General features: G+C 55.0%; 23 protein-coding genes. 16 read left to right on the top strand and 7 right to left on the bottom strand.

Annotated elements, in window-relative coordinates; genetic code table 11:
• Nucleotides 1-61 precede the first annotated feature (61 nt).
• Nucleotides 62-2,086: an NADPH-dependent 2,4-dienoyl-CoA reductase gene (locus EL29_RS15480; protein WP_028715834.1), complete on the top strand. Its 2,025-nt coding sequence runs from the start codon at nucleotides 62-64 to the stop codon at nucleotides 2,084-2,086.
• Here the strand turns inward: EL29_RS15480 and rlmG are convergent, their stop codons facing one another.
• Nucleotides 2,087-3,205 (bottom strand): 23S rRNA (guanine(1835)-N(2))-methyltransferase RlmG, encoded by a 1,119-nt coding sequence (gene rlmG, locus EL29_RS15485; protein ID WP_014594681.1) that lies wholly within the window; start codon nucleotides 3,203-3,205, stop codon nucleotides 2,087-2,089.
• An 82-nt stretch (nucleotides 3,206-3,287) separates the two neighbouring features.
• On the opposite strand from rlmG, the gene EL29_RS15490 reads away from it, so the two are divergent.
• Nucleotides 3,288-3,791 (top strand): M48 metallopeptidase family protein, encoded by a 504-nt coding sequence (locus EL29_RS15490; protein ID WP_014604939.1) that lies wholly within the window; start codon nucleotides 3,288-3,290, stop codon nucleotides 3,789-3,791.
• Here the strand turns inward: EL29_RS15490 and EL29_RS15495 are convergent.
• On the bottom strand, nucleotides 3,788-5,476 hold the full coding sequence (locus tag EL29_RS15495; protein WP_013027320.1) for a chloride channel protein: 1,689 nt from the start codon (nucleotides 5,474-5,476) through the stop codon (nucleotides 3,788-3,790). The genes EL29_RS15490 and EL29_RS15495 overlap by 4 nt on opposite strands.
• A 135-nt stretch (nucleotides 5,477-5,611) precedes the next feature.
• On the opposite strand from EL29_RS15495, the gene EL29_RS15500 reads away from it, so the two are divergent.
• Complete coding sequence (locus EL29_RS15500) at nucleotides 5,612-6,592, top strand: Gfo/Idh/MocA family protein (RefSeq protein ID WP_015699456.1); 981 nt, start codon at nucleotides 5,612-5,614, stop codon at nucleotides 6,590-6,592.
• A gap of 260 nt (nucleotides 6,593-6,852) precedes the next feature.
• Nucleotides 6,853-7,824 carry a TerC family protein gene (locus EL29_RS15505; RefSeq protein ID WP_028715835.1) on the top strand — a complete coding sequence of 324 codons (972 nt, stop codon included), beginning with the start codon at nucleotides 6,853-6,855 and terminating at the stop codon, nucleotides 7,822-7,824.
• 54 nt (nucleotides 7,825-7,878) lie between these two features.
• Here the strand turns inward: EL29_RS15505 and EL29_RS15510 are convergent, their stop codons facing one another.
• Genes EL29_RS15510 through uxaC form a run of 3 tightly spaced genes read right to left on the bottom strand, consistent with a single transcriptional unit; the run spans nucleotide 7,879 to nucleotide 12,238 of the window.
• Nucleotides 7,879-9,369, bottom strand: a complete 1,491-nt coding sequence (locus tag EL29_RS15510; RefSeq protein WP_028715836.1) for a UxaA family hydrolase — start codon at nucleotides 9,367-9,369, stop codon at nucleotides 7,879-7,881.
• Between the two features lie 2 nt (nucleotides 9,370-9,371).
• On the bottom strand, nucleotides 9,372-10,820 hold the full coding sequence (locus EL29_RS15515; RefSeq protein WP_028715837.1) for a tagaturonate reductase: 1,449 nt from the start codon (nucleotides 10,818-10,820) through the stop codon (nucleotides 9,372-9,374).
• 2 nt (nucleotides 10,821-10,822) lie between these two features.
• A complete protein-coding gene (uxaC, locus tag EL29_RS15520) occupies nucleotides 10,823-12,238 on the bottom strand; it encodes a glucuronate isomerase (RefSeq protein WP_028715838.1) in 1,416 nt (471 codons plus the stop codon).
• Between the two features lie 399 nt (nucleotides 12,239-12,637).
• Here uxaC and EL29_RS15525 point away from each other — a divergent pair, with 399 nt between their 5' ends.
• The 11 genes from EL29_RS15525 to EL29_RS15575 all read left to right on the top strand — a co-directional run bounded on the left by EL29_RS15525 (nucleotide 12,638) and on the right by EL29_RS15575 (nucleotide 19,859).
• Entirely contained in the window at nucleotides 12,638-13,942 is a 1,305-nt protein-coding gene (locus tag EL29_RS15525) for an MFS transporter (protein ID WP_013027326.1), read from the top strand.
• Nucleotides 13,943-14,029: 87 nt separating this feature from the next.
• Nucleotides 14,030-14,806, top strand: a complete 777-nt coding sequence (exuR, locus tag EL29_RS15530) for a transcriptional regulator ExuR (RefSeq protein ID WP_014594687.1) — start codon at nucleotides 14,030-14,032, stop codon at nucleotides 14,804-14,806.
• 312 nt (nucleotides 14,807-15,118) lie between these two features.
• Nucleotides 15,119-15,793: a DedA family protein gene (locus tag EL29_RS15535; protein WP_014594688.1), complete on the top strand. Its 675-nt coding sequence runs from the start codon at nucleotides 15,119-15,121 to the stop codon at nucleotides 15,791-15,793.
• Nucleotides 15,790-16,137 carry an EnvZ/OmpR regulon moderator MzrA gene (gene mzrA, locus EL29_RS15540; RefSeq protein WP_013027329.1) on the top strand — a complete coding sequence of 116 codons (348 nt, stop codon included), beginning with the start codon at nucleotides 15,790-15,792 and terminating at the stop codon, nucleotides 16,135-16,137. The genes EL29_RS15535 and mzrA overlap by 4 nt, the downstream gene beginning before the upstream one ends.
• Before the next feature lie 187 nt (nucleotides 16,138-16,324).
• Complete coding sequence (locus EL29_RS15545) at nucleotides 16,325-16,699, top strand: DUF1090 domain-containing protein (protein WP_013027330.1); 375 nt, start codon at nucleotides 16,325-16,327, stop codon at nucleotides 16,697-16,699.
• Nucleotides 16,700-16,734: 35 nt separating this feature from the next.
• On the top strand, nucleotides 16,735-17,040 hold the full coding sequence (locus EL29_RS15550; protein ID WP_014604934.1) for an ElaB/YgaM/YqjD family protein: 306 nt from the start codon (nucleotides 16,735-16,737) through the stop codon (nucleotides 17,038-17,040).
• 2 nt (nucleotides 17,041-17,042) lie between these two features.
• The gene (locus tag EL29_RS15555) at nucleotides 17,043-17,438 is read left to right on the top strand and encodes a phage holin family protein (protein ID WP_013027332.1); all 396 of its coding nucleotides are present in this window, start codon (nucleotides 17,043-17,045) and stop codon (nucleotides 17,436-17,438) included.
• On the top strand, nucleotides 17,438-17,722 hold the full coding sequence (locus EL29_RS15560) for a YqjK-like family protein (protein ID WP_028715839.1): 285 nt from the start codon (nucleotides 17,438-17,440) through the stop codon (nucleotides 17,720-17,722). The genes EL29_RS15555 and EL29_RS15560 overlap by 1 nt, the downstream gene beginning before the upstream one ends.
• 203 nt (nucleotides 17,723-17,925) lie before the next feature.
• On the top strand, nucleotides 17,926-18,336 hold the full coding sequence (locus EL29_RS15565; protein ID WP_024471122.1) for a DoxX family protein: 411 nt from the start codon (nucleotides 17,926-17,928) through the stop codon (nucleotides 18,334-18,336).
• Between the two features lie 204 nt (nucleotides 18,337-18,540).
• Complete coding sequence (locus EL29_RS15570) at nucleotides 18,541-19,101, top strand: cytochrome b/b6 domain-containing protein (protein WP_014604932.1); 561 nt, start codon at nucleotides 18,541-18,543, stop codon at nucleotides 19,099-19,101.
• Nucleotides 19,102-19,166: 65 nt separating this feature from the next.
• Nucleotides 19,167-19,859 carry a VIT1/CCC1 transporter family protein gene (locus EL29_RS15575; protein WP_013027336.1) on the top strand — a complete coding sequence of 231 codons (693 nt, stop codon included), beginning with the start codon at nucleotides 19,167-19,169 and terminating at the stop codon, nucleotides 19,857-19,859.
• Between the two features lie 33 nt (nucleotides 19,860-19,892).
• Here EL29_RS15575 and EL29_RS15580 read toward each other — a convergent pair whose 3' ends face one another.
• A complete protein-coding gene (locus EL29_RS15580; protein WP_080695300.1) occupies nucleotides 19,893-20,813 on the bottom strand; it encodes a formyltransferase family protein in 921 nt (306 codons plus the stop codon).
• A gap of 257 nt (nucleotides 20,814-21,070) precedes the next feature.
• Between EL29_RS15580 and EL29_RS15585 the strand changes: the two genes are divergently transcribed.
• Nucleotides 21,071-22,045 carry a glutathione S-transferase family protein gene (locus tag EL29_RS15585; protein WP_014604930.1) on the top strand — a complete coding sequence of 325 codons (975 nt, stop codon included), beginning with the start codon at nucleotides 21,071-21,073 and terminating at the stop codon, nucleotides 22,043-22,045.
• An 89-nt stretch (nucleotides 22,046-22,134) separates the two neighbouring features.
• Here EL29_RS15585 and tdcC read toward each other — a convergent pair whose 3' ends face one another.
• Nucleotides 22,135-23,463 carry a threonine/serine transporter TdcC gene (gene tdcC, locus EL29_RS15590; RefSeq protein ID WP_028715840.1) on the bottom strand — a complete coding sequence of 443 codons (1,329 nt, stop codon included), beginning with the start codon at nucleotides 23,461-23,463 and terminating at the stop codon, nucleotides 22,135-22,137.
• Between the last annotated feature and the right edge of the window lie 4 nt (nucleotides 23,464-23,467).

Genomic DNA, 23,467 nt, shown 5'->3' on the forward strand with positions numbered 1-23,467 from the left:
TTTTTTTTAACATAGAAATGGTTGAAGCTAACTCATCCGACCACTTTATCTGTGAGTGATTATGACAGCGCTGCCCTCCCACTATCCTGCTTTATTCACCCCGCTCGATCTGGGCTTTACTCAGCTCAGAAACCGTTTTCTGATGGGGTCAATGCATACGGGCCTTGAAGAGCGTGAAGATGGCGCGGCCAGGCTGGCGGCATTCTACGGCGAGCGGGCACGGGAAGGCGTGGCGCTGATCGTCACAGGCGGCGTGTCACCGAATCCCCAGGGCGTGACCGCCGAACACGGTGCCGTACTGAATGACGACGCACAGTGTGACTGGCACCGACAGATTACCGCCGCGGTGCATCAGCATGAGGGGAAAATCGCCCTGCAGATATTGCATACGGGCCGCTACAGCTTTCAGCGCGATCTGGTTGCCCCCTCTGCGATACAGGCCCCCATCAATCGCTTTACTCCGCGTGAACTGAGCGATGCCGAGGTTGAACAGACCATTGCCGATTTCGCCCACTGTGCCCGGCTCGCCCAGAAGGCGGGCTACGATGGTGTGGAAATCATGGGTTCCGAAGGTTATCTGATTAACCAGTTTCTGGTGCAGCATACCAACCAGCGCCAGGATCGTTGGGGCGGTGATTTTACCGGGCGCATGCAATTTGCCCTGGCAATTACTCGTGCGGTACGCGCGGCCACTGGCGACCGCTTTATTATTATCTTCCGGCTGTCGATGCTGGATTTAATTCACCACGGCAGCACGTTAGAAGAGACGCTGCAGCTGGCCAGCGAGCTGGAACGCTGCGGTGTGACGCTGTTTAATACCGGCATTGGCTGGCATGAGGCGCGAATTCCAACCATTGCTACCTGCGTCCCCCGCGCCGCCTTTGCCTGGGTCACGCGCCGTTTGCGTCAGCACGTCGCGGTGCCGGTGGTGGCGACTAACCGTATCAACCACCCGCAGGTGGCCGAACAGCTATTACAGGATGGCTGTGCAGACATGGTGTCGATGGCGCGACCTTTTCTGGCCGATGCTGCCTTTGTCAGCAAGGCGCAGCGGGGGGATGACAACAGCATCAACACCTGTATCGCCTGTAATCAGGCCTGTCTGGACCAGATTTTTGCCGGTCATGTGACCTCCTGCCTGGTTAACCCCCGCGCCTGCCATGAATCCCTGATGCCCGTTACGCCGACGCGCGCAGCTAAACGGCTGGCCGTGGTCGGTGCCGGACCGGCGGGCATGGCGTTTGCGTTGCAGGCGGCAGAACGGGGGCATCAGGTAACACTTTATGATGCCGCGCCAGACATCGGCGGGCAGTTCAATATCGCCCGTCAGATCCCTGGCAAAGAAGAGTTCAGCGAAACCCTGCGCTATTTTCGTCATCGTTTACCTGCGGCAGGCGTGGTCATTAAAACAGGTTGCCGGGTGGTCAGCGCCGCTATGCTGGCTGACGTCGATGAGGTTATCCTGGCAACCGGCATTAAACCCCGCACGCCAGAGATTCCCGGTATCGATCATCCCAGCGTGCTGAGCTATCTGGATGTGCTGGCGGATAAACGTCCGGTTGGGCAGCGCGTGGCGATCATTGGCGCAGGCGGGATCGGGTTTGATACGGCAGAATACCTTTCTCAACCGCATCAGACCGAAACGGTGGACGACTTTTATCGTGAATGGGGCATCGATCACAGCCTGACGCAGCGCGGAGGTCTGATCGCCCCCGCGCCGCTGCCATCCCCTCGCCAAATCTGGCTGCTTCAGCGTAAGGCGGGCAAGCCCGGCGCAACGCTGGCGAAAACCACCGGCTGGATCCACCGCAGCAGCCTGCAGTCACGCGGCGTTGAAATGTGGGGCGGGATTACGTATCTGGCGATTGATGATGAAGGACTACACATCAAACGCGACGGCGAACCGCTTGTCCTGCCGGTTGATAATGTGATTATCTGCGCCGGTCAGGAGCCGCAACGCGAACTGGAAGCGGCATTGCGGGCAAACGGCAAACCGGTGCAGGTAATTGGCGGGGCCGATGTGGCGCAAGAGCTGGATGCCCGTCGGGCAATCGCCCAGGCCACCGCACTGGCGTTAACGCTTTAGTTAACGCATTTTTACGGCGCGCAGCACCACAAATTTTTTGTTGGAGGCCACCAGCGTGCAGTTACCGAACAGCTTTTTCAGCTTGTGGTGGTAATCAAGGTGGCGGTTGCCAACGATGCGCAGTTCTCCACCATATTGCAGGCAGCGTTTCGCATCGCGGAACATCTGCCAGGCCAGGTGGTCGGTGACCGCGTGCTGCTGGTGGAAGGGTGGATTACAGAGCACGGCATGCAAGGTATCGGATGGATAGCCACTGAGCACGTTGTTGACCCGGAACTGGCAGCGCGACAGATCGTCTGGGCGGTTGACCTCAACGTTTAACCGGCTGGAGGCCACTGCCATATAAGACTCATCAAGGAAATGCACCTCTGCCTCAGGATTCTGCGCCAGCGCCATCAGCCCGATAACGCCATTGCCACAGCCCAGATCGACGATTTCGCCCTCAATATTTTCCGGCAGATGCTGCATGAACAAGCGCGCACCGATATCCAGAGAAGATCGGGAAAACACGTTGGCATGGTTGTGAATCTGGTAAGGCGTTCCGTCCAGCGGCCAGACCTGCGTTGGCGCTTTTTCACGCAGCGCGGGTTGGGTGAACTGACTGTATATCACCCGCGCTTTTTTTACGGCCAGCGAGGTTTTGGTTTCACCAATGATCTGTTCAAACAGTTGCAGCGTGGAGGTATGAATCTCTTTCGCACGCCCCGCCGCCAGCACTACGGTTTCCGGGGTAATCACCTGACGCACCGCACGCAGTTGCTGCTCCAGCAGGGCCAGCGTTTTAGGAACTTTAATCAACACCAGTGCGGGCGCCGCCGGTAAGTCAGAGAGGCTGTCGAGGAAATGGACGTCGCTGTCATCCAGCGCATTCAGGCGCAGGTTCTGGCGCGTTGCCTGCTGGCTCAGCCAGGAATCACTAATATGCCACACCGGACGCGAATGCAGCGCGCAGGTTAACGCCCCGAAACTGTCGTTAAAAATCAACGCCGGACCCGATGGCAGGCTTTGCTGCAACAGATATTCATCAGCGGCATCCCAGGCTTGTAACGGACTCTCGTCACGCATCTGCGGGAAACGATGCAGGGTTAGTGCGCGATCGTTCAGTTCAAGTTGGCTCATGAATTCTCCGGCGTGGTACACTTTGGTTGATTTTCGCCCCAAAAAGGGGGCGCAGTATACTGTCTTTCGCCGGGAATCTCTAATGTCCTCACTTATCTATCTTCAGGGTTATCCTGAGTCCATCCTTGAGCAGGTGCAGACCCTTATCGATCGCCAGCGTTTAGGCCCGGTGCTGCAACAGCGCTATCCTGATATGCATGACAGAGTGAGTGATAAGGCGCTGTACGACTTCACACTGGCGCTGAAAAACCGCTACATGCGAAATGCTCCGCCGATCAATAAGGTGGTATGGGACAACAAGATTAAGGTGATGAAGCATGCGCTGGGTTTGCACACCGCCATCTCCCGCGTGCAGGGCGGCAACCTGAAGGCCAAAGCCGAGATCCGTATTTCGACGTTTTTCCGCCAGGCGCCCGAACCCTTTTTACGCATGATCGTGGTGCATGAGCTGGCACACCTGAAAGAGAAAAACCACGACAAGGCGTTCTATCAGCTGTGCTGCCATATGGAGCCGGACTACCACCAGCTCGAATTCGATGCGCGCCTGTGGATGACGGAACAGGCGATGCGGGGCAACGCAGCTTAGAGAAACTGCTGCGCTTGCTGAATCAGGCTGGTTTTGGTGAGCGCCCCCAGGAAACGGCGCTCCTGCGGGTTATTCAGCACCGGCAAGCGTTCCAGCGTCACGGCCGCAAAGGCTTCCCACCCTTCCCGTAGGCTTTGATTCTGATAGGCGACCGGGAAATCCTGATCCATCACGCACTGCACCGGCGAGTCCAGATTAATCTCCTGTGCCAGCACCCTGCGCGATATCTCATGAATCGAGACCACGCCCAGGAATGCACCTTCCGCGTTGATCACATAAACATAGCGTTCGCGCTTAAGCGAACTCACCGCCAGCGCTTCGCCCACCGACGCTTCAGGCTGGAGCGCCGCGCCCGGAATAATCAGCTCGCTGATGCGCATATTATCGAAGTCATATTTGGCTTCAGAGCGGTTGAAGTGGTGAGTCACGACCGGATAGGTACTTGCCATTTGCAGGCGATAAACCACCATTGTCGCCAGCACGGAAGCGATCATGACCGGGAACAGCAAGCTACTGTTGAGCGTCATTTCCAGCACCATCAGCATCGCCATCAGGGGAGCCTGACTCACGGCAGCCAGCACCGCCGCCATGCCTACGGCGGCGAACAGCAAAACGTTATCTAGCGGAAGATGCAGCGCCACGCCGCCGAGTGCAATGACCATGCCCAGCAGCGCGCCAATGAGCAGGGACGGCGTAAACAGCCCGCCCACCGCATTGGATCCCACGGAAAGAGTAGTCGCCAGGGTTTTTAACACCAGTAGCAGCAGTAACCCGGACAGCAGATAATGACCCGCCATCACCTTCACAATCACCTCGTAGCCATTCCCGAGGATATCGGTTGAGATGAGCGCCAGCAGGCCCACGGCAAATCCCCCTGCCCCAAGGCGCAACGGCAAGGACTTGACCCGACTGAACAGCGTTTTAGCGCGCGCAATCAGCCGAATAAGGAGTAAGCCGGCCAGACCAGACAGTAAACCGATCAGGATGGTAATCAGCAGGCTGTAACTATCCATCGTGAAGCTGACATCGGCCAGCGGATACAGCGCATTACGAAAGCCTAACGTCCACATGGTCATAACCGCCACAGCGGACGACACCACCAGCGGAATCAGCCGTTGTAAAGCCGACATGCCAAAAGCAATTTCCGCCACGAAGATAGCCGACGCCAGCGGCGCATGATAAACCGACGAAAGACCGGCGGCGGCGGCCATGGCGACGACGTCACTGTTTTTTAACTGCAACGCGCCGGGCAACACGCGCCCAATGATGCTGCCGCACAGGGCGGCAAGCTGAACCATTGGGCCTTCTTTACCGATTGACGCGCCGCTGCCAATACTGGCTATCGACGACAGTGCCCGGAAGAGCGAGGTTTTGGTGGGCACGACATCAAGGCGCGCGTTGATGACTTCCAGATAATCTGTTTTTACGGTTTGCTGCTGCTCGATTGCCACCGCATAGCGCAGGAAGAATCCCGCCAGCAGTCCGCCGACACCGACCAGAACCGGCCAGAATATCCAGGGCCAGAGATGCAGAGATTCGGTAATGTCGTTGCTGCGGCCAAACAGCAACTGATTGATAAACTCGATCGTTTCACGAAATAACAAGGTAACTAACGACGCCGCACAGCCAACCGGGATGGCGATAAGCAATGTGGTCCAGTTTAGTGCATGTTTACTTCCTTTCACCTGCGCTCCCCGTCTTGTGCTTAACGTGCGTTATCGAGACATATTATTGGAATGGAGATCTCAGGATCAACGTCTGGCGTTGCCTGCCCGGTTTCAGATGCTACTCTGCGTTTTTATCTGTGCAGGAGGCTAACTGTGATTCGCTTTGCCATTGTGGGAACCAACTGGATTACGCGTCAGTTTATTGAAGCGGCACATGAAACCGGCAAGATGACGCTCTGTGCCGTCTATTCGCGCACTCTGCAGCAGGCAGAGGCATTCCGTCATGATTATCCCTGCGACCAGCTTTTTACGTCGCTGGAGGCCATGGCCGCCCATCCTGAAATCGATGCCGTGTATATCGCCAGCCCCAACGCCCTGCACTGTCAGCAGGCCATGCTGTTTATGTCGCAGGGTAAACACGTGATTTGCGAAAAGCCGCTGGCCTCGAATCTGCAGGAAGCTGAGGCGATGATCGCCTGCGCCTTCCGGCATCAGGTCGTGCTGTTTGAAGCCTTTAAAACCGCCAGCTTACCGAACTTTATTCAACTGCAACAGGGGCTGGCAAAGACTGGCACACTGCGCAAGGCGCTGCTGAACTATTGCCAGTATTCCTCTCGTTATCCGCGTTACCTGAATGGCGAGCGGCCTAATACTTTCGATCCCCGCTGGTCCAACGGCTCCATCATGGATATCGGTTACTATTGCCTGGCGCTGGCCGTCACGCTATGGGGCGAGCCGCAGCAGGTTAACGCCTCCGCCACCCTGCTGGAAAGCGGCGTCGATGCGCACGGCACGGTGATCCTCAATTATGGTGAGTTTGATGTCACGATTGTGCACTCCAAGGTCAGTGACTCCGTGCTGGCCAGTGAAATTCAGGGTGAGGCGGGATCGCTGGTGATAAACCGCATCGCTGAGTGCCAGTCAGTGACCTTTATCCCGCGTGAAGGGGATAAACAGGCGTTAACCCAGCCGCAGCATATCAACAGCATGTTGTATGAAGCAGAGACCTTTGTGCGGCTGGTTGAACAGCGCCATGTCAGCCATCCGGCGCTGGCGGTTTCTCGTTGCGTGGCCGGATTACTCACCGAGATCCGACGTCAGACGGGCGTCGTTTTTCCGGCCGATGCATCCTGAATGTAAATATTTCAAAATATGACTGGCAATGATTGATTCCTGAGCGCCAGCCACGTAACTTACCCGCTTGCAAAGGGGAGTAACTTGTAAGCTGATTGATCGTCACTACGTTGCGCACGCATCCGGTCATCAGGCAACCCAGAATCAATTCCTGAGTTGTAAGTGAGACCTTGCCGGAAGGCGAGGTTTGCTTACACTGAATAAGCGGCTGACGTCTTCTGACTTCAGCCGTTTTTTTATTTTTCAGACAGGATACGATTATGCAAACTGTAGGTACGCCACTCCTCTGGGGCAGTTTTGCGGTTGTAGTAGTTATCATGCTGGCGATTGACCTGTTCTTACAGGGTCGTCGCGGTTCGCAAACCATGTCCTTTAAACAGGCTGCGGTCTGGTCGCTGATTTGGGTTTCCGTCTCGCTCCTGTTCAGTGCTGCATTTTGGTGGTATCTGGACGGCACCGCCGGACGCGAAGTCGCAACCAGTCAGACGCTGGCTTTCCTGACCGGCTACGTGCTGGAAAAATCCCTCGCGGTCGATAACGTTTTCGTCTGGCTGATGCTGTTCAGCTACTTCTCTGTTCCTGCCAACCTGCAACGTCGTGTGCTGATCTACGGTGTACTGGGCGCTATCGTGCTGCGTACCATCATGATCTTCGCGGGTAGCTGGCTGGTCACGCAGTTTAGCTGGATCCTGTATATCTTCGGTGCCTTCCTGCTGTTTACCGGTATCAAAATGGCGATGGCGAAAGAGGATGATGCGGCGGTGGGCGACAAACCGGTGGTGCGCTGGTTGCGTAAACACCTGCGCATGACCGACACGCTGGAAGGGGAGAAATTCTTTACCCGCAAGAACGGCGTACTGTTTGCGACACCGCTGCTGCTGGTACTGATCATGGTCGAATTAAGTGATGTGATCTTTGCCGTCGACAGTATCCCGGCCATCTTTGCCGTCACCACCGATCCCTTTATCGTTCTGACCTCAAACCTGTTTGCGATTCTGGGCCTGCGCGCCATGTACTTCCTGCTGTCTAACGTCGCGGAACGCTTCTCAATGCTGAAATACGGCCTGGCTGTCGTGTTGGTGTTTATCGGTATCAAGATGCTGATTGTCGATATTTACCATATCCCGGTGGCGATATCGCTGGGCGTCGTGGGCGCGATTCTTGCCTCAACCCTGATGATCAACGCCTGGGTGAATCACAAGAACGATAAGAAGAAGCCGACTAAGCCTTAACGGCAGGGTAAGGAAACACAGTGAAAAAGGGCGGCAGACATGCCGCCCTTGCGTTTACAGCGTCACGCCGCTTTTAAAAATAGCCAGCTCACGGAAATCATTCTTTTCATTGTTGGTTAATTGCCCGTTGGCAATCGCCACGATGGTGTCAACAAAGTCGGCTAACAGCGCGTCCATGCTCATGCCTTCGACCAGCCTTCCGGCGTTGAAATCAATCCAGTGCGGTTTCTTTTCGGCCAGCGGCGTGTTGGTGGCCAGCTTGACCGTAGGGACAAATCCGCCGTACGGCGTGCCGCGCCCGGTGCTGAACAGCACCATATGGCAGCCCGCACCGGCCAGCGCACTGGTCGCCACCGCATCGTTCCCCGGCGCGCTGAGCAAGTTAAGGCCCGGCGTTGTCAGACGTTCACCATACTTGAGCACGTCCACCACCTGACTTTGCCCCGCCTTTTGTGTACAGCCGAGTGACTTCTCTTCCAGCGTGGTAATACCGCCTGCTTTATTACCCGGTGACGGGTTTTCATAGATGGGCTGATGATGATCGATAAAGTACTGTTTGAAGTCGTTAATCATCGACACGGTTTTGTCGAAGGTAGCCCGATCCCGGCAACGGCCCATCAGAATCCGTTCGGCCCCAAACATCTCCGGCACTTCCGTCAGTACCGTGGTACCGCCGTTGGCGATCATCTGATCGGAGAAGCGCCCCAGCAGCGGATTCGCCGTAATGCCTGAGAAGCCATCGGAACCGCCACATTCCAGACCGAACTTGAGCTCGCTGAGTGTGCCGGGCGAGCGGCGATCGTGACGCATTTTTTCATAGAGTGCGTGCAGCCGTTCCAGTCCGGCTTCCACTTCATCGTCGTGCTGCTGGCACACCATAAACTCAACGCGATCGCTTTCAAACGCGCCCAGGGTTTCACGAAACACATCCACCTGGTTATTCTCGCAGCCCAGGCCGATGACCAACACCGCGCCGGCATTGGGATGGCGCACCATGTTTTGTAGCATGGTGCGGGTGTTGTCATGATCCTGGCCCAGCTGCGAACAGCCAAAGGTGTGACTAAACAGAAAAGCGCCGTCTGTACCGGCGGCATCCTGCGTCTCCTTCAGAAAGCGCTGTAAAATCTGTCGCGCAATGCCATTCACGCAGCCGACGGTGGGTAAGATCCACAGCTCGTTGCGAATGCCAACCTCACCATTGGCACGACGGTAAAGTTGTACCTCACGGTCGCCTGGCTGGGTGGCTGACGCAATCTGGTCGGGCTGATATTCATAGTGATCCAGGTCACTAAGATTGGTGCGCGCATTGTGGGAATGAATCAGCTCCCCTGCCCCAACGGCCTGAGTCGCATGCGCAATCGGCAACCCATATTTTATGATCAACTCGTCCTTGCCGATGGCGCGCAAGGCAAACTTGTGCCCCCGTCCCACGTCCTGAAGCAGCGTGACGGGCTGGGCGGCGAGTTCAATCGTGGTGTCGGCTTCCATATCATGCAACGCCACGGCAACATTGTCCTGCGGATGAATTTTTATGGCGTCTTGCATGGTTATCTCCGTTGGCTCAGCGCGTCACGCATACCGTGCGCGAGGATGCGTTGCAGGTGCTGGCTGACCGTTTCGGCCAGGCCGGGTTGCTGTGTTAAATCTTGTCCCCAGTGCTCGGCATCACTTAATACGCGACTGACCAACGCTAAAGGAGAGATCTGCTCTGCTGCCACGGCGGCCCAGCCCTCTGAGTAGCGTTCCAGCCAGTGCGGCTCATCCTGCAGAGGCCAGCTTTTATCCGCCGATTCCCCGCGATAAAACGCAATCAGGGCTGCCAGCGCAAACGTCAGGTGCTGTGGCCACTGCCCTGTTTTCGCATGCGACATCAGCAAAGGTTGTAGCAAGCGCGTACGGAACTTGGTCATGCCATTCAGGGCGATGGAAAGCAGTGCATGGCGAATAAACGGATTGCGGAAGCGACGCAGTACCGCATCGGCAAAAGCGTTAAGCTCATCAGCGGGCAAATCCAGCGTGGGGATAATCTCTTTGCGCAGCAGCGCATCCACGTACGCCGAGATTTGCTCATCGTCCATCGCCTCTCCTACGCTCTCCAGCCCCGCCAGATACGCAACCGGCACCATGGCCGTGTGAGCGCCGTTCAGAATCGCGACTTTTTGCGCTTTGTACGGGGCAATATCGTCAACGTGGCGGACATGCGGCGCCAGTGCGGCAAGCTTCAGTTCGTCAAACAGCGCAGCTGGCCCCTGAAGAACAAATTGATAATAAACTTCACCGGCCACCAGAAAACGGTCCTGATAGCCCAGTTGGGTTTCAAGCGTGGCGCTCTCGGACGGGAAGCCGGTTACAATGCGATCCACCAGCGTGTTGTAGAATGCGCAGCGCGTATCAACCCAGCGTTGAAATTCCCTGGGCAGTTGCCAGAGATCGGCATAGCGCAGCACATGTTCACGCAGCATATCGCCATTGTGATCGACCAGCTCACAGGGCACGATGAGCCAGCCTTTCTCTTTATCACCGTCGAAATGCTGGTAACGCGCCCACAGCAGTTGCGTCAGCTTGCCCGGAAAGCTGGATGCAGGCCGATCGTCCAAGCGATCCGTTTCGGTAAACGCGATGCCGGCTTCGGTGGTATTGGAGAAAACGAACCGCATAGCAGGCTGACGTGCCAGCGCCATAAAATCGTCAAACTGCTGGTAAGGCTGAATCTCACGGTTCAGGCTGCGGATCAGGCGGCTTTCGCTCACCTGTTCCCCCTGCGCATTCAGCCCGCGGATCAGCGTGGTATACAGACCGTCCTGCTGATTCAGATTGTCGCTAACGTCGCGATTACGCGGCCTGACCACCACCACACCGGCGTCTGTGCCCTGATGTTCATTGAGCCAGTCAAGTTGCCAGTCGATAAAGGCACGCAGAAAGTTACCTTCACCGAACTGAATCACGCGATCGTGGTAGACCGCGCCGGGAAAGTCGTGGCGGTTTAGCCGCTTCATGGTCAGGCTCCCAGCTCAATGCCAAAATAGTCACGGGCATTGTTGAAGCAAATGTTTTGTACCATCTGGCCCAACAGCGCTTCATCTGCAGGCGCTTCGCCCTGTTCGACCCAGCGGCCAATCATCTGGCACAGCAGACGACGGAAATATTCATGACGGGTATAAGAAAGGAAGCTGCGGCTGTCGGTTAACATCCCGACGAAGCGGCTCAGCAGGCCAATTTGCGCCAGCTGCGTCATCTGGCGCTGCATGCCATCCAGTTGATCGTTAAACCACCAGGCGGAACCAAACTGCATTTTCCCGGCCTGGCCTTCGCCCTGGAAATTTCCGGCCATGGTCGCCAGCACTTCATTATCCCGCGGATTCAGACAATAGAGGACGGTTTTAGGCAAGGCGTTATTGAGGTTTTGCGCACCGAGTAAGCGGGCCAGCGGCTCGGCGACGGGCTGATCGTTGATGGAGTCAAAGCCTACATCTGCGCCCAGAAGTTGGAACTGGCGTTGGTTAGTATTGCGCAGCGCGCCGATATGGTACTGCTGCACCCATCCGCGACGAGCATATTCCCCCCCGAGCCATACCAGCACTGCGGTTTTAAACTGGGCAATCCCCTGGGCATCCGGCTTTGCGCCTCCGCGACGATGCGCCAGAATGCTGTCCAGCGTGGTTTCATCGGCATCGGCATAACATACGACGTCCAGCGCATGGTCGGAAATCTTGCAGCCGTGTGCCGCAAAGTGATCCAGACGTTTGCTCAGCGCCTGACGTAAATCATCAAAGCGCTGCACGCTGATATCGGTCAGGCTTTCCAGTTTTTCAATCCACGGCAGGAAGGTGTCGGCTTCGATATTAAAGGCTTTATCCGGACGCCAGCTTGGCAACACCTTCACCTTGAAGCTGCTGTCTTCTGCCAATACGCGGTGATGTGTCAGATCGTCCAGCGGATCGTCGGTGGTCCCGACCATCTTAACGTTCATCTGCTGCATGATGCCGCGCGCGGTGAAAGCGTCCTGCGCCAGTAAATCGTTGCAACGCTGCCAGATCTCATCAGCCGTTTTTTCGGACAGCAGCACGCCGGTAATGCCGAAGGGACGGCGCAGCTCCAGATGCGTCCAGTGGTAAAGCGGATTGCCAATGGTTTGCGGCACGGTGCGCGCCCAGGCATTGAATTTATCCCGATCGCTGGCGTCGCCGGTGCACAGCGCCTCTGCCACACCGTTAGCCCGCATCGCCCGCCACTTATAGTGATCGCCTTTCAGCCAGATATCGTAAAGGTTGGCAAAACGATAGTTTTCAGCAATCTGCTGCGGCGGTAAATGGCAGTGATAATCGTAGACAGGCTGGTCTTTGGCGTAGTCGTGATAGAGACGACGGGCGAACTCAGTGTCCAGCAAAAAATCCTCGGTCATGAAACGCGACATAAAAAGCTTCCTTATGGGATGACCCCTGAATGGCTCAAAGTTATCATACCAATTTTGGCTGACTGCAGGTTTTTTTACGACTCAGGTCACATTTAAGCAAGATGATCACATCCCATATGGACCTTATTGTCGCCCGCAGCGCGCTAACTGGCTGTGTTCTCGTCTGTTTACAGTATCCCACAAGCTATTGCGGGTTTTTGTGATGGCTTTCAACTTTTAAAGTTGTATAACAAGTTAGGCTCTCGCTTTACCGCAAGGTAACAACTTTCTTACACAAGGCAAGGCAGATAACGGTCGCTGGTGCAGGGCCGGCGGGCGTGAGCAGAGCTGTATCACGAGATGTCCCGCTCCAGATAACAACAGCGGTAAGACCGCGCAAACAACTGGAAGAGGTACAGAATGCGTAAGATCAAAGGATTACGCTGGTATATGATTGGCCTGGTTACCCTGGGTACGGTACTCGGCTATCTGACGCGTAACACGATTGCCGTGGCAGCCCCGACGCTACAAACCGAACTGCATATCACCACCCAGCAATACTCCTATATTGTGGCGGCATACTCTGCCTGCTACACCGTCATGCAGCCTGTCGCAGGTTACGTTCTTGACTTACTGGGCACCAAAGTGGGCTACGCGGTGTTTGCTGTGCTGTGGGCGATCTTTTGCGCCGCGACGGCGCTGGCGGGAAGCTGGGGCGGTCTGGCCCTGGCGCGCGGCGCAGTGGGTGCCGCAGAAGCCGCGATGATCCCTGCCGGGCTAAAAGCCAGTAGCGAATGGTTTCCGGCGAAAGAACGCTCGGTAGCGGTGGGCTATTTCAACGTCGGCTCCTCCATCGGCGCGATGCTGGCACCTCCCCTGGTGGTCTGGGCGATTGTTGCGCACAGCTGGCAGATGGCCTTTATTATCGCGGGCGTACTGAGCATGATTTGGGCGCTATGCTGGCTGGTGTTTTATAAGCATCCCAAGCAGCAGAAAAAGCTGAGTGACGAAGAGCGCCACTACATTATTTCGGGTCAGGAGCTGCAGCATCAAACCGGCAACACCACCAAAATGTCGGCCCTGCAGATCCTGCGCAATCGCCAGTTCTGGGGCATCGCCCTGCCACGCTTTCTGGCTGAACCGGCATGGGGAACGTTCAACGCCTGGATTCCGCTGTTTATGTTTAAAGTTTACGGCTTTAACCTGAAAGAGATCGCGCTGTTCGCCTGGATGCCCATGCTGTTTGCCGACTTCGGTTGTATCCTGGGCGGTTACTTGCCCCCGCTGTTTCAGCGCTGGTTTGGGGTCAACCTGATTGTGTCACGTAAGATGGTGGTGACGATGGGCGCGATCTTAATGATCGGCCCGGGCACCATTGGTTTATTTACCAGCCCTTATATTGCTATCGCGCTGCTGTGCGTAGGCGGCTTTGCCCACCAGGCGCTGTCTGGTGCGTTGATTACCCTCTCTTCCGATGTGTTTGGCCGTAACGAAGTTGCCACGGCGAACGGCTTAACCGGGATGGCAGCCTGGACAGCCAGCACCCTGTTTGCGCTGGTCGTCGGTGCGCTGGCCGATACATTAGGCTTTAGCCCACTGTTTGCCGCCCTGGCCGTGTTCGACTTGCTCGGTGCCGTGGTGATCTGGACAGTGTTAAAAAATAAACCCATTTCTGAACTGCAGACCGCCCCTTCCCCTTCTCAGGCTGCCCCAATACGTAGCTAATCCTGCGGGCTGGCCCGTGCCAGCCCTTTTCTTCTCTTGCCGCAAAGTGGTATAACAACTTATCTGCTCGTTACTTTGGATTGCCTCATGGACCTCACTGAATCTCGTCGACTTTATCAACAGCTGGCCAGCGAGTTAAAACGCCGCATTGAAAACGGGGTTTACCAGGTGGGAGAGAAACTGCCCGCAGAGCGCCTGATCGCTGAAGAAATGGAAGTCAGCCGCACGGTGGTGCGCGAAGCCATCATCATGCTGGAGGTTGAAGGCTACGTTGAGGTGCGTAAAGGCTCGGGCATTCACGTGATTTCCAGCCAGCAGCAAAACCGGGTCACCGAAAGCAGCAGCCAGCTAGAGTTTGCCGCCTTTGGCCCGTTTGAACTGTTGCAGGCGCGCCAGCTTATTGAAAGTAACGTTGCCGAGTTCGCGGCAACCCAGGTGACACGTCAGGATATTGTCGATTTAATGGCGATTCAGGAGAAAGCGCGACAGGAGGACCATTTCAGGGACTCTGAATGGGATATGAGGTTTCACGTTCGTATTGCTCAGTCGACGCAAAACAGCGCCCTGGCCGCGATTGTCGAGAAGATGTGGCTGCACCGTTTACACAACCCTTACTGGCTTAAGCTGCATGAGCATATCGATCAGCGCAGTATCGTAAGCTGGTGCGACGATCACGATCAGATTCTTAAAGCATTAATCCGCAAAGATCCCGCCGCCAGTAAGCTGGCAATGTGGCAACATCTCGAAAATACTAAGCAGATGTTATTTAACGCCACCGCCGACGATTTTGAGTTCAATGTTGACCGCTACATGTTCAGTGAAAATCCAGTTGTCCTTCCGGATGCAGATACGATTCAGCGTTAATTTGACTGAAAAACAGTCAGTTAATCTGCAATAGTGTCAGGACATGTAAAACTCCTTTTTACATCGAGATACAGAGGGTAAAACTCCTGTTCGTTTAGGAGTAGTTCTGTCTCCGAAGCTTGATTTTTGTTACAGTTATCATCCTTTTCTTACCTTTTGCGATAAGGGCTTATCAAATCGCTGATTTAACAATCAGTTCTGGAAGGATCCAGAAACGCTTGCTCAGACTACGCTCTCAGAATCGATAAAAAATGTCAGTCTGCGCTGAGGTCCCTGTGGGACATGTTCAACGATGATGTTCGGGAATGATTGATGGAAATTTTGCAAGCGCTGCTGCATGCCTTGTGGCAACAGGATTATGAAACGCTTTCCGATCCAACACTGGTGTGGGCAATTTACGGCGTCTTATTCATGATCCTTTTTCTGGAAAACGGCTTATTGCCTGCCGCTTTCCTGCCCGGTGACAGCCTGCTGATTCTGGTGGGCGTGCTGATTGCCAAAGGAACCATGAGTTTTCCGCTGACCATTCTGGTCCTCACCACCGGCGCCAGCCTGGGTTGCTGGGTGAGCTATATTCAGGGCCGCTGGCTGGGGAACACGCCGACGGTGCAAAACTGGCTATCACACCTTCCTGCCCGCTATCATCAGCGTGCACATAATCTGTTTCACCGTCACGGCTTATCGGCACTGCTCATTGGCCGTTTCATTGCTTTCGTGCGTACGCTGCTGCCCACAATTGCGGGCCTTTCCGGTTTAAGCAACGCCCGTTTCCAGTTTTTTAACTGGATGAGTGGCTTTCTGTGGGTCGTCATTCTCACGGTTCTGGGCTTTGCCTTAGGCAAAACGCCGATCTTCCGCCGCTACGAAGATGAACTGATGTTTTTCCTGATGATGCTGCCGCTGGTGTTGCTGGTGATTGGGCTGGTGGGCTCGCTGATTGTGCTGTGGCGTAAACGCCGCGCAAACCAGCGTGGTGAGGGCTCATGAAACCTTTACACGCTTTTCCTAAACGCTGGCTTCCCTGGTTAATTGGCGGGGCATTTGCGCTGGTAGCGGTCAGCATGATGCCCAGCCTAATGCGCCATGAAAACGTGGTGCAGATTCGCGTTTCGCACGCGGGTGCCCCGATGCCCGATGGCTTCTATCTCTATCAGCAGCTGAGCGCCCAGGGTATTCGAATCAAAAGCATCACGCCCTCAGGGGATGCGTTGATTATTCATTTTGACAACGAAGAGCAAAGCCTCGCCGCGCAGAAAGTTCTGCGTCGATTGCTGCCGGACGGGTTTATCGTCGCGCAACACGACCAGGCGGCTCACCTTTCACTTGCTTAATTCGTCGCCCTTCTTAAACGCTTAGCGCACTTTCAGGCTGTGCTAAGCGTTTCTCTGTATATCGGTGATCTTTGGACTTTTTCCACCTGATGTCTATGCTTAAACTAAGGCGGGTTGTCAGCGCACTGCGCAGGGTTCTTGCAGTGCGCTGAATTAAGTCAGGCAACAATGGAAGGTACAAAGCCGAATGAAACATACGTTACTACTGGGAATCACGCTGTTTTCTCTTTCAGGCTCCCTGATGGCGGCACAGTCGCTGTGTCAGCAAAAAGAGCAGGACATTCAGCGTGAAATCGAGATGGCTCAGAAGCACAACAATCAGCGCCGTGTGAACGGTCTGGAGCGCGCCCTTACCGAGGTGCGCGCGGGATGTACTGATAAAAAGCTTAAAGCCTCGCATCTGGAAAAAATCAACGCTCAGAAAGAGAAAGTGGCTGAGCGTGAGCGCGAACTCAAGGAAGAGCGCGACGAAGGTCATGACAAGGACAAGATTGCAAAACGCGAACGCAAGCTGGAAGAAGCACGCCAGGAGCTTAAGAAGTTACAGGCGGAGCCCTATTAATCGGATTCAATCTACTGATGTTAAAGGAGTATTTTATGTCTAAAGACACATCATCGGAATATTTGCGTGCTGAATTGAAAAACCTGGCGGATACGCTGGAAGAAGTCCTGAGCAGCGGGACTGAAAAGTCCAAAGGTGAACTGGATAAGCTCCGTCACAAAGCGCGCGTTGCGCTGGACAGCTCTCGTGAGCGTTTAGGTGAATCGGGTGAGCGCCTGGCGGCGACTACGCGCGAAGCGGCGCAGAAAGCAGATGGTTATGTGCGTGATAATCCATGGCATGGCGTGGGTATCGGTGCCGCCATCGGCGTTGCCATCGGTATGCTGATCTCGCGTCGTTAATCATGACGGATTCACAGCAGAACCACGGACCGGCCAAAGGGGTCATCAATATTGGTCAGCGTATCGTCACCACGCTGGTTGGTATGGTCGAAACACGCGTTCGTCTTGCAGTGGTAGAGCTGGAAGAAGAGAAGGCCAATATCATCCAGATGCTGTTGATGCTTGGCCTGACCATGCTCTTCACGGCTTTTGGCCTGATGAGCCTGATGGTGCTGATTATCTGGGCAGTTGATGCGCAGTATCGTTTAATGGCTATTGCCATCACCACTGGCGTGCTGTTCTTGCTGGCGTTGATCTTTGGGCTATGGACACTGCGTAAATCACGTCAGTCAACCCTGCTGCGCCACACGCGCAAGGAACTGGCTAACGATCGTGATCTGCTTGAGGATAACCGGTAATGAGCCGCCGCGAGCGTGAAGCGCGTATTGATGAACTGCTGAAACAGGTTCAGCAGCAGCGTCTGGACCTGAGTGCCGCGCGGCGTAGCTGGCTGGAGATCACCGCGCCCTACGATCGTGGCTGGTTTACGTTTTTGAGTCTGAAACGCTATCTGGCCATTGGCAGTAGTGCATTAGCTATCTATTCCATTCGCAGTCCTAATCGCCTGCTACGCTGGGCGAAACGGGGCTTTGGCCTGTGGAGTACCTGGCGCATGATTAAATCAGCCCTTCCCCCGCGTTGAATCCCCCAAAGCCAGTCCAGTGCGACTGGCTTTTTCTTTTTTCAGTTTTACTGAATAACATCGACAGTTTATATCGCTTACAACTGTCACTTCTCGCGACTATCATCTCCAGCTATCAGCCCGGCCAATTGCAACCATGCAGTTAACGGGAATATTCACCGCGGGCATCGCTGCCTTGCAAACTTTTAGCGTTGGAGTAGATGATGAAAAAATTCGAAGACAGTGGTTTGTTAGCCGCCCGTATCCTGATGACTATCCTGTTTATTACTGCAGGCTGGGGCAAAATCACCGGTTACGCTGGCACTCAGCACTATATGGAAGCCATGGGCGTGCCCGGCTTCATGCTGCCGCTGGTTATTCTGCTGGAATTTGGCGGCGGCCTGGCCATCATGTTTGGCTTCCTGACCCGTTTTACCGCGCTGTTTACCGCTGGCTTTACGATTCTGACCGCGTTTCTGTTTCACAGTAACTTCGCCGAGGGCGTGAACCAGCTGATGTTCATGAAGAACCTGTCTATCGCTGGCGGTTTCCTGGTGTTAGGTCTGGTAGGTCCGGGTGCCTACAGTATCGATCGCCTGATCAGCAAAAAACCTCAGGGTGCTCTGGCGCGCTAACTGACGCCTGACTACACCGCTTTTCTGACGCACCGGTTGCTTTCTCCCGGTGCGTTTTGCTTTTATGATCAAAATCCTTTGCCGGGCGGTTTGAAGCGATCATGCCCTCCCATCCCGCAGAGTCCCGGCCCACCTGGTGCTTAAGGTAAGCCTAATCTAGTCATGGAAATATAGCGTTCCGTCCCTCTTCTTTTTGGCAACGCTATGAAAGTATCTTATGGTCAGTGGCTTCCCCATCACGATGCACCCTTTTTTCGACGGCTTCATCTTTTGGTCGCCGTGCTGATCCTTTCGCAGATCATCAATTCCAATTTCACCGCACGTGAAGCGCTCGGCGAGCACAGCCTGGAGACGCTGATAACCTGGCTACATATTCTCTCAGGACTGTTGCTGATCGCTGCGGGCGTTATCATGCTCATCTGGATGCTGGTTCAGCGAGGTTTTCGCTGGTACTTCGCCTGGCTCACGCTGGATTTTCGGGGTATTCGAAACGATGTCGTACAGCTGACCGGCCTGAAACTCCCACAGGCACATGGCGGTGGCATAGCCGCGACGGTGCAGGGCTTGGGGGTTATCGCGTTGATCGCCGTCGCCTGTTCTGGTGGGCTATGGTTTTTATTTAACAGTACGTCGCTCGCCACGCCTGATTTGACGCGTAGGGTATTGCACTGGCATAAATTCCTGACCACCTTTGTAGAGATTTATTTTTACAGCCATGGCGCGATGGGCGTGCTTCATATCCTGCTATCCCGCTATGAAAAATAGCACAGGGCACGCATGCAGGCTGTCGCCCTCCTGATTAAACGAATCGCTTATCACTGGAAGACCCGATGCTACATAGTGAATCGCATAAAATTGAACACGCCGGATGGCTACGGGCTGCCGTATTGGGCGCGAATGATGGCATCGTTTCGACCGCCAGCCTGCTGGCCGGCGTCGTTTCTGCCAGCAGCAGTCATCACAATGTTTTGCTCGCCGGGCTGGCAGGTATTGTTGGAGGCGCAATGTCGATGGCGACGGGAGAATACGTCTCGGTGTCCTCGCAGTCAGATACTGAAAAAGCTTCTCTGCGGCAGGAGAAAGCTGAACTCGAGGCCGATTTTGCGGCTGAAACGGTGGAGCTGTCAGCCATATACAGGGCGCGTGGCCTGTCGCCCGAGCTGGCTCGTCAGGTCGCAGAACAGTTGATGGCCCATGATGCCTTAGCCGCTCATGCCAGAGATGAGCTGGGCATCACCGATTTCAGCAGTGCCAAACCCCTTCAGGCCGCTCTGTTTTCTGCGGTCAGTTTTGCCTCAGGCAGTATTTTACCCTTCGCCGTTGCCATGCTGATCACCGGCCCCTTCGCCTTGCCCGCCATTGCGGTCTCGGCGCTCCTGGCATTGACGCTTCTGGGCGCGACGGCGGCCAAAGCCGGTGATGCGCCGGTCAGGAAAAGCGTCACGCGCATTTGCTTCTGGAGCCTGCTGGCGATGACGCTGTCTGCATCAGTCGGCTATCTTTCAGGTATGGCGCTTGGCTGACGCGCTTACTGGGTAAGGATGCATCTGCCGCCCTCAGCGCGCCAGATGCTGCCCGACAATCAGCCCGAGCTGGCCTGCCAGCGTCGTGCCCGTGACAGATTCGCCGCCCGCAGACTGCCCCTGCAGAATTTCAAGTTGTCCCTGCCCACAGCCAATAACCAGCGGTGCAACTGAAACAACTTCACCCGGCTGGCTGGCTTTACGCGCATCAATAACGCGGGTTTGCCAGACGGTAAATCGCTGTGAGTCTGCCAATGTAAAAGCGCCGGGCCAGGGAAACGCCAGCGCCCGAACAAGGTTATGGATATCGCGGGCGGGCGCCTGCCAGTGAATTTGGCCATCTTCCGGCTTACGGCTGCCAAAACAGCTTGCTGCACGCTCGTCCTGAGGGGTTTCGGTAAGCTCGCCCGCCACCAGCGCATCAAGCCAGGTCGGTAGCATTTGCGCCGTGGTCGCAACCAGTCGGGTATGCAGTGCCAGGGCATTGTCCTGTGGATGAATTTCAACGGCCTTCTGCGCCAGAATCGGGCCGGCATCAGGACGTTTAATCATGCGGTGCAGGGTCACACCGGTTTGCGTCTCGCCTTTAATAATTACCCAATTGAGATGGGCACGGCCCCGATAAGCCGGCAGCAAGGCGGCATGCACGTTATAGGCCCCTTTTTTAACAGAGGAGAGGATGGCTTCGCTGAGAACCTGACGGTAAGAGAAGCAGAACAGATAATCTGCCTCAAGGCTGGCTATGCGGGCTTGCCATTCGGCGGTATTGACATCCTCGGTGATAAAAACCGGGATGTTGTGGCGCTCAGCCAGGCGGGCGACGGAGCCGTAAAACTGCGCGCCGGACGCGGGATCTGCATGGGTAAACAGGGCACTAACCGTGAATCCGGCATCCATTAACGCCTTCAGGCCGGTACAGGCCATTTCGTGATAACCAAAGAGTACCGCTTTCATTCCGCTTTCCTTCATCTTTTTTTCGCCTGATCCTGCGGGACGGGCGTGATGGACGGCTTGTTCGTTACAGGCCGTAGACAGCCCCATGATAAGGCATTCTTAGCCCGATTACGCCTCTGGCCCGTTCGCCGTATAGCGCGCATTTATGCGGGTGGGCGAAATGTTTGGCAACGCACGTGGTGCGCTGTCGAAGTTATCCATAACCGCCTATGGTTAAAGTCGGAAATATTCTTTTTATCGTTTGTACGGGAGACAAGATGGGTCAGCTAATTGATGGTGTCTGGCATGACACCTGGTATGACACGAAATCAACCGGTGGGCGCTTTAAGCGTTCGGAATCCGCATGGCGTAACTGGGTTACGCCCGACGGTAGCGCAGGACTGAGCGGCAAAGCCGGATTTACGGCGGAACGCGATCGCTATCACCTCTACGTGTCGCTTGCCTGCCCGTGGGCGCACCGCACCCTGCTGATGCGTCAGCTTAAAGGTCTGGACAGCATGATTGATGTCTCGGTGGTGCATCCGCTGATGCTGGAAAACGGCTGGACGTTTGATGACAGTTTTCCGGATGCAACTGGCGATAAACTGCACCAAAATGAATTTCTTTATCAGCTCTATCTCCATGCGGATGCCGACTACAGCGGGCGTGTCACCGTGCCCGTGTTATGGGACAAACAGCAGAACACCATCGTCAGCAATGAGTCTGCCGATATTATTCGCATGTTTAACAGCGCGTTCGATGCAGTCGGGGCGCGGGCGGGGGATTACTATCCGGCTGACCTGCGAGAGAAGATTGATGCGCTCAATGGCTGGATTTACGACACCATTAACAACGGCGTGTACAAAGCCGGTTTTGCCACCTCTCAGTCCGCTTACGATGAAGCCGTAACCGCCCTGTTCCACTCACTGTCGCGGGTAGAGCAGATCTTGGGTCAGCATCGCTATCTGGCTGGCGACAGGTTAACCGAGGCCGATTTACGCTTATGGACCACGCTGGTGCGTTTTGATCCGGTTTACGTCACCCATTTTAAATGCGATCGCCACCGTATCAGCGACTATCTGAACCTGAGCGGTTTCCTGCGCGACATTTATCAGATGCCGGGTATCGCCGACACAGTAAACCTGCCTCACATTCGTCATCACTACTACTGCAGCCATAAAACCATCAACCCGCACGGGGTGATCTCTGTCGGCCCGGCCTTTGACTGGGATGCGCCGCACGGCCGCGGTTAACAACAGAACACCGCATTGAATTGGATGTGAAAAGACCTGACGTGCGCTGGCTAACAGCATACGTCAGGTCAAACAGGACTGAATGACGGTCAGAAAAACTTATAAGCGATATTTAAAATGGTGAGTAAGCCAATCGCGCTGACAAAAACGTTGTCAGCCCGGCCTTTGTATTTTGCCAGCGCAGGGACTTTGCTGATGGCATACATGGGTAACAGGCAGAGCAGCGAGGCGATAATCGGCGCGCCCATCGCCTCAATCAGGTCGAGAATATTGGGGTTAAGGTAAGCCACCAGCCAGGTCGAGCCCATAATAAAGACCATGCTCAGCGTATTCAGCTTACGGCTGGACACAGCGTCTTTATCGCCCTTATAGCGAAATTTGATAATCAATCCGTTTAACCCTTCCAGCGTGCCCAGATAGTGCCCAAAGAAGGATTTGAAAATAGCGACCAGAGCAATCACCGAGGCGCTGTATTCCAGTACCGTAGAGAAGGTGGACTTCTCACCCGACAGGGCGGAAAAGTGATTCGCCAGGTAGGAGAGCACAGGGATATTTTGAGCCTTCGCGTCCGCCATATCCTGCGGTGATAAGGTAAACAGACAGCTAAAGGCAAAGAACATCACTACCGCCACCATCAGTATGCTGGCGCGGGAGATGATCTGGCTGCACTTGTTTTCGGTATAGGTCCGGCCCATTTCCGGCTCGTATTCTTCCCGCTTTGACACCACAAAAGAAGAAACAATCGGCGAAAAATTGAATGAGAACACCATAATAGAAATGCCTAACCACACGGTAACCAGAATGCCATCGTGCCCGGTCAGGGCAATATCCCTCAGGTTGACCTGGTCGATTACAGCGGAATTCCAGTAGGGGATTAACGACAGTGAAATCAGCACCAGGCTGGCGATAAACGGAAACACCAGCCAGCTCATCACCTTTACCATCAGGTCTTTACCAAACCAGATCACAAAAGCCATCAACAGCAGCAGCAACAGCGCCACCACGCCGCGATTGAGGGCCGGCAGCAGTAGCTGATATTGCCAGAACGCCATGAAGGTATTGGTGATGGTGACGCCATAAATCCATAGCAGCGGGCAAATCGCGAAAAAGTAGAGAAAAGTAATGACCACCCCGCCCGTTTTTCCGAAATGCTCTTCTACCGTTTCGGTAATATTGCCCGATACGTTACTGCCGGACAGGCAAAGGCGAGCCAGCGCCCGATGACAGTAAAACGCGATGGGCCAGGCCAGCACCAGCATGATCAAGATAGGGATCAGCCCACCGTAACCGGCCCGAATAGGAAAGAAAAGCACGCCGGCGCCAATGGCTGTGCCAAACAGTCCGAGTGTCCATGTGGTATCGGACTTACGCCAGGTTGAGGTTTTTTCCTGGTCGAGAATATTTTCAGAATTACTCATAACT

Origin of the sequence: Pantoea ananatis LMG 2665, from assembly GCF_000710035.2 — a bacterium.
Taxonomy (GTDB): Bacteria; Pseudomonadota; Gammaproteobacteria; order Enterobacterales; family Enterobacteriaceae; genus Pantoea; species Pantoea ananatis.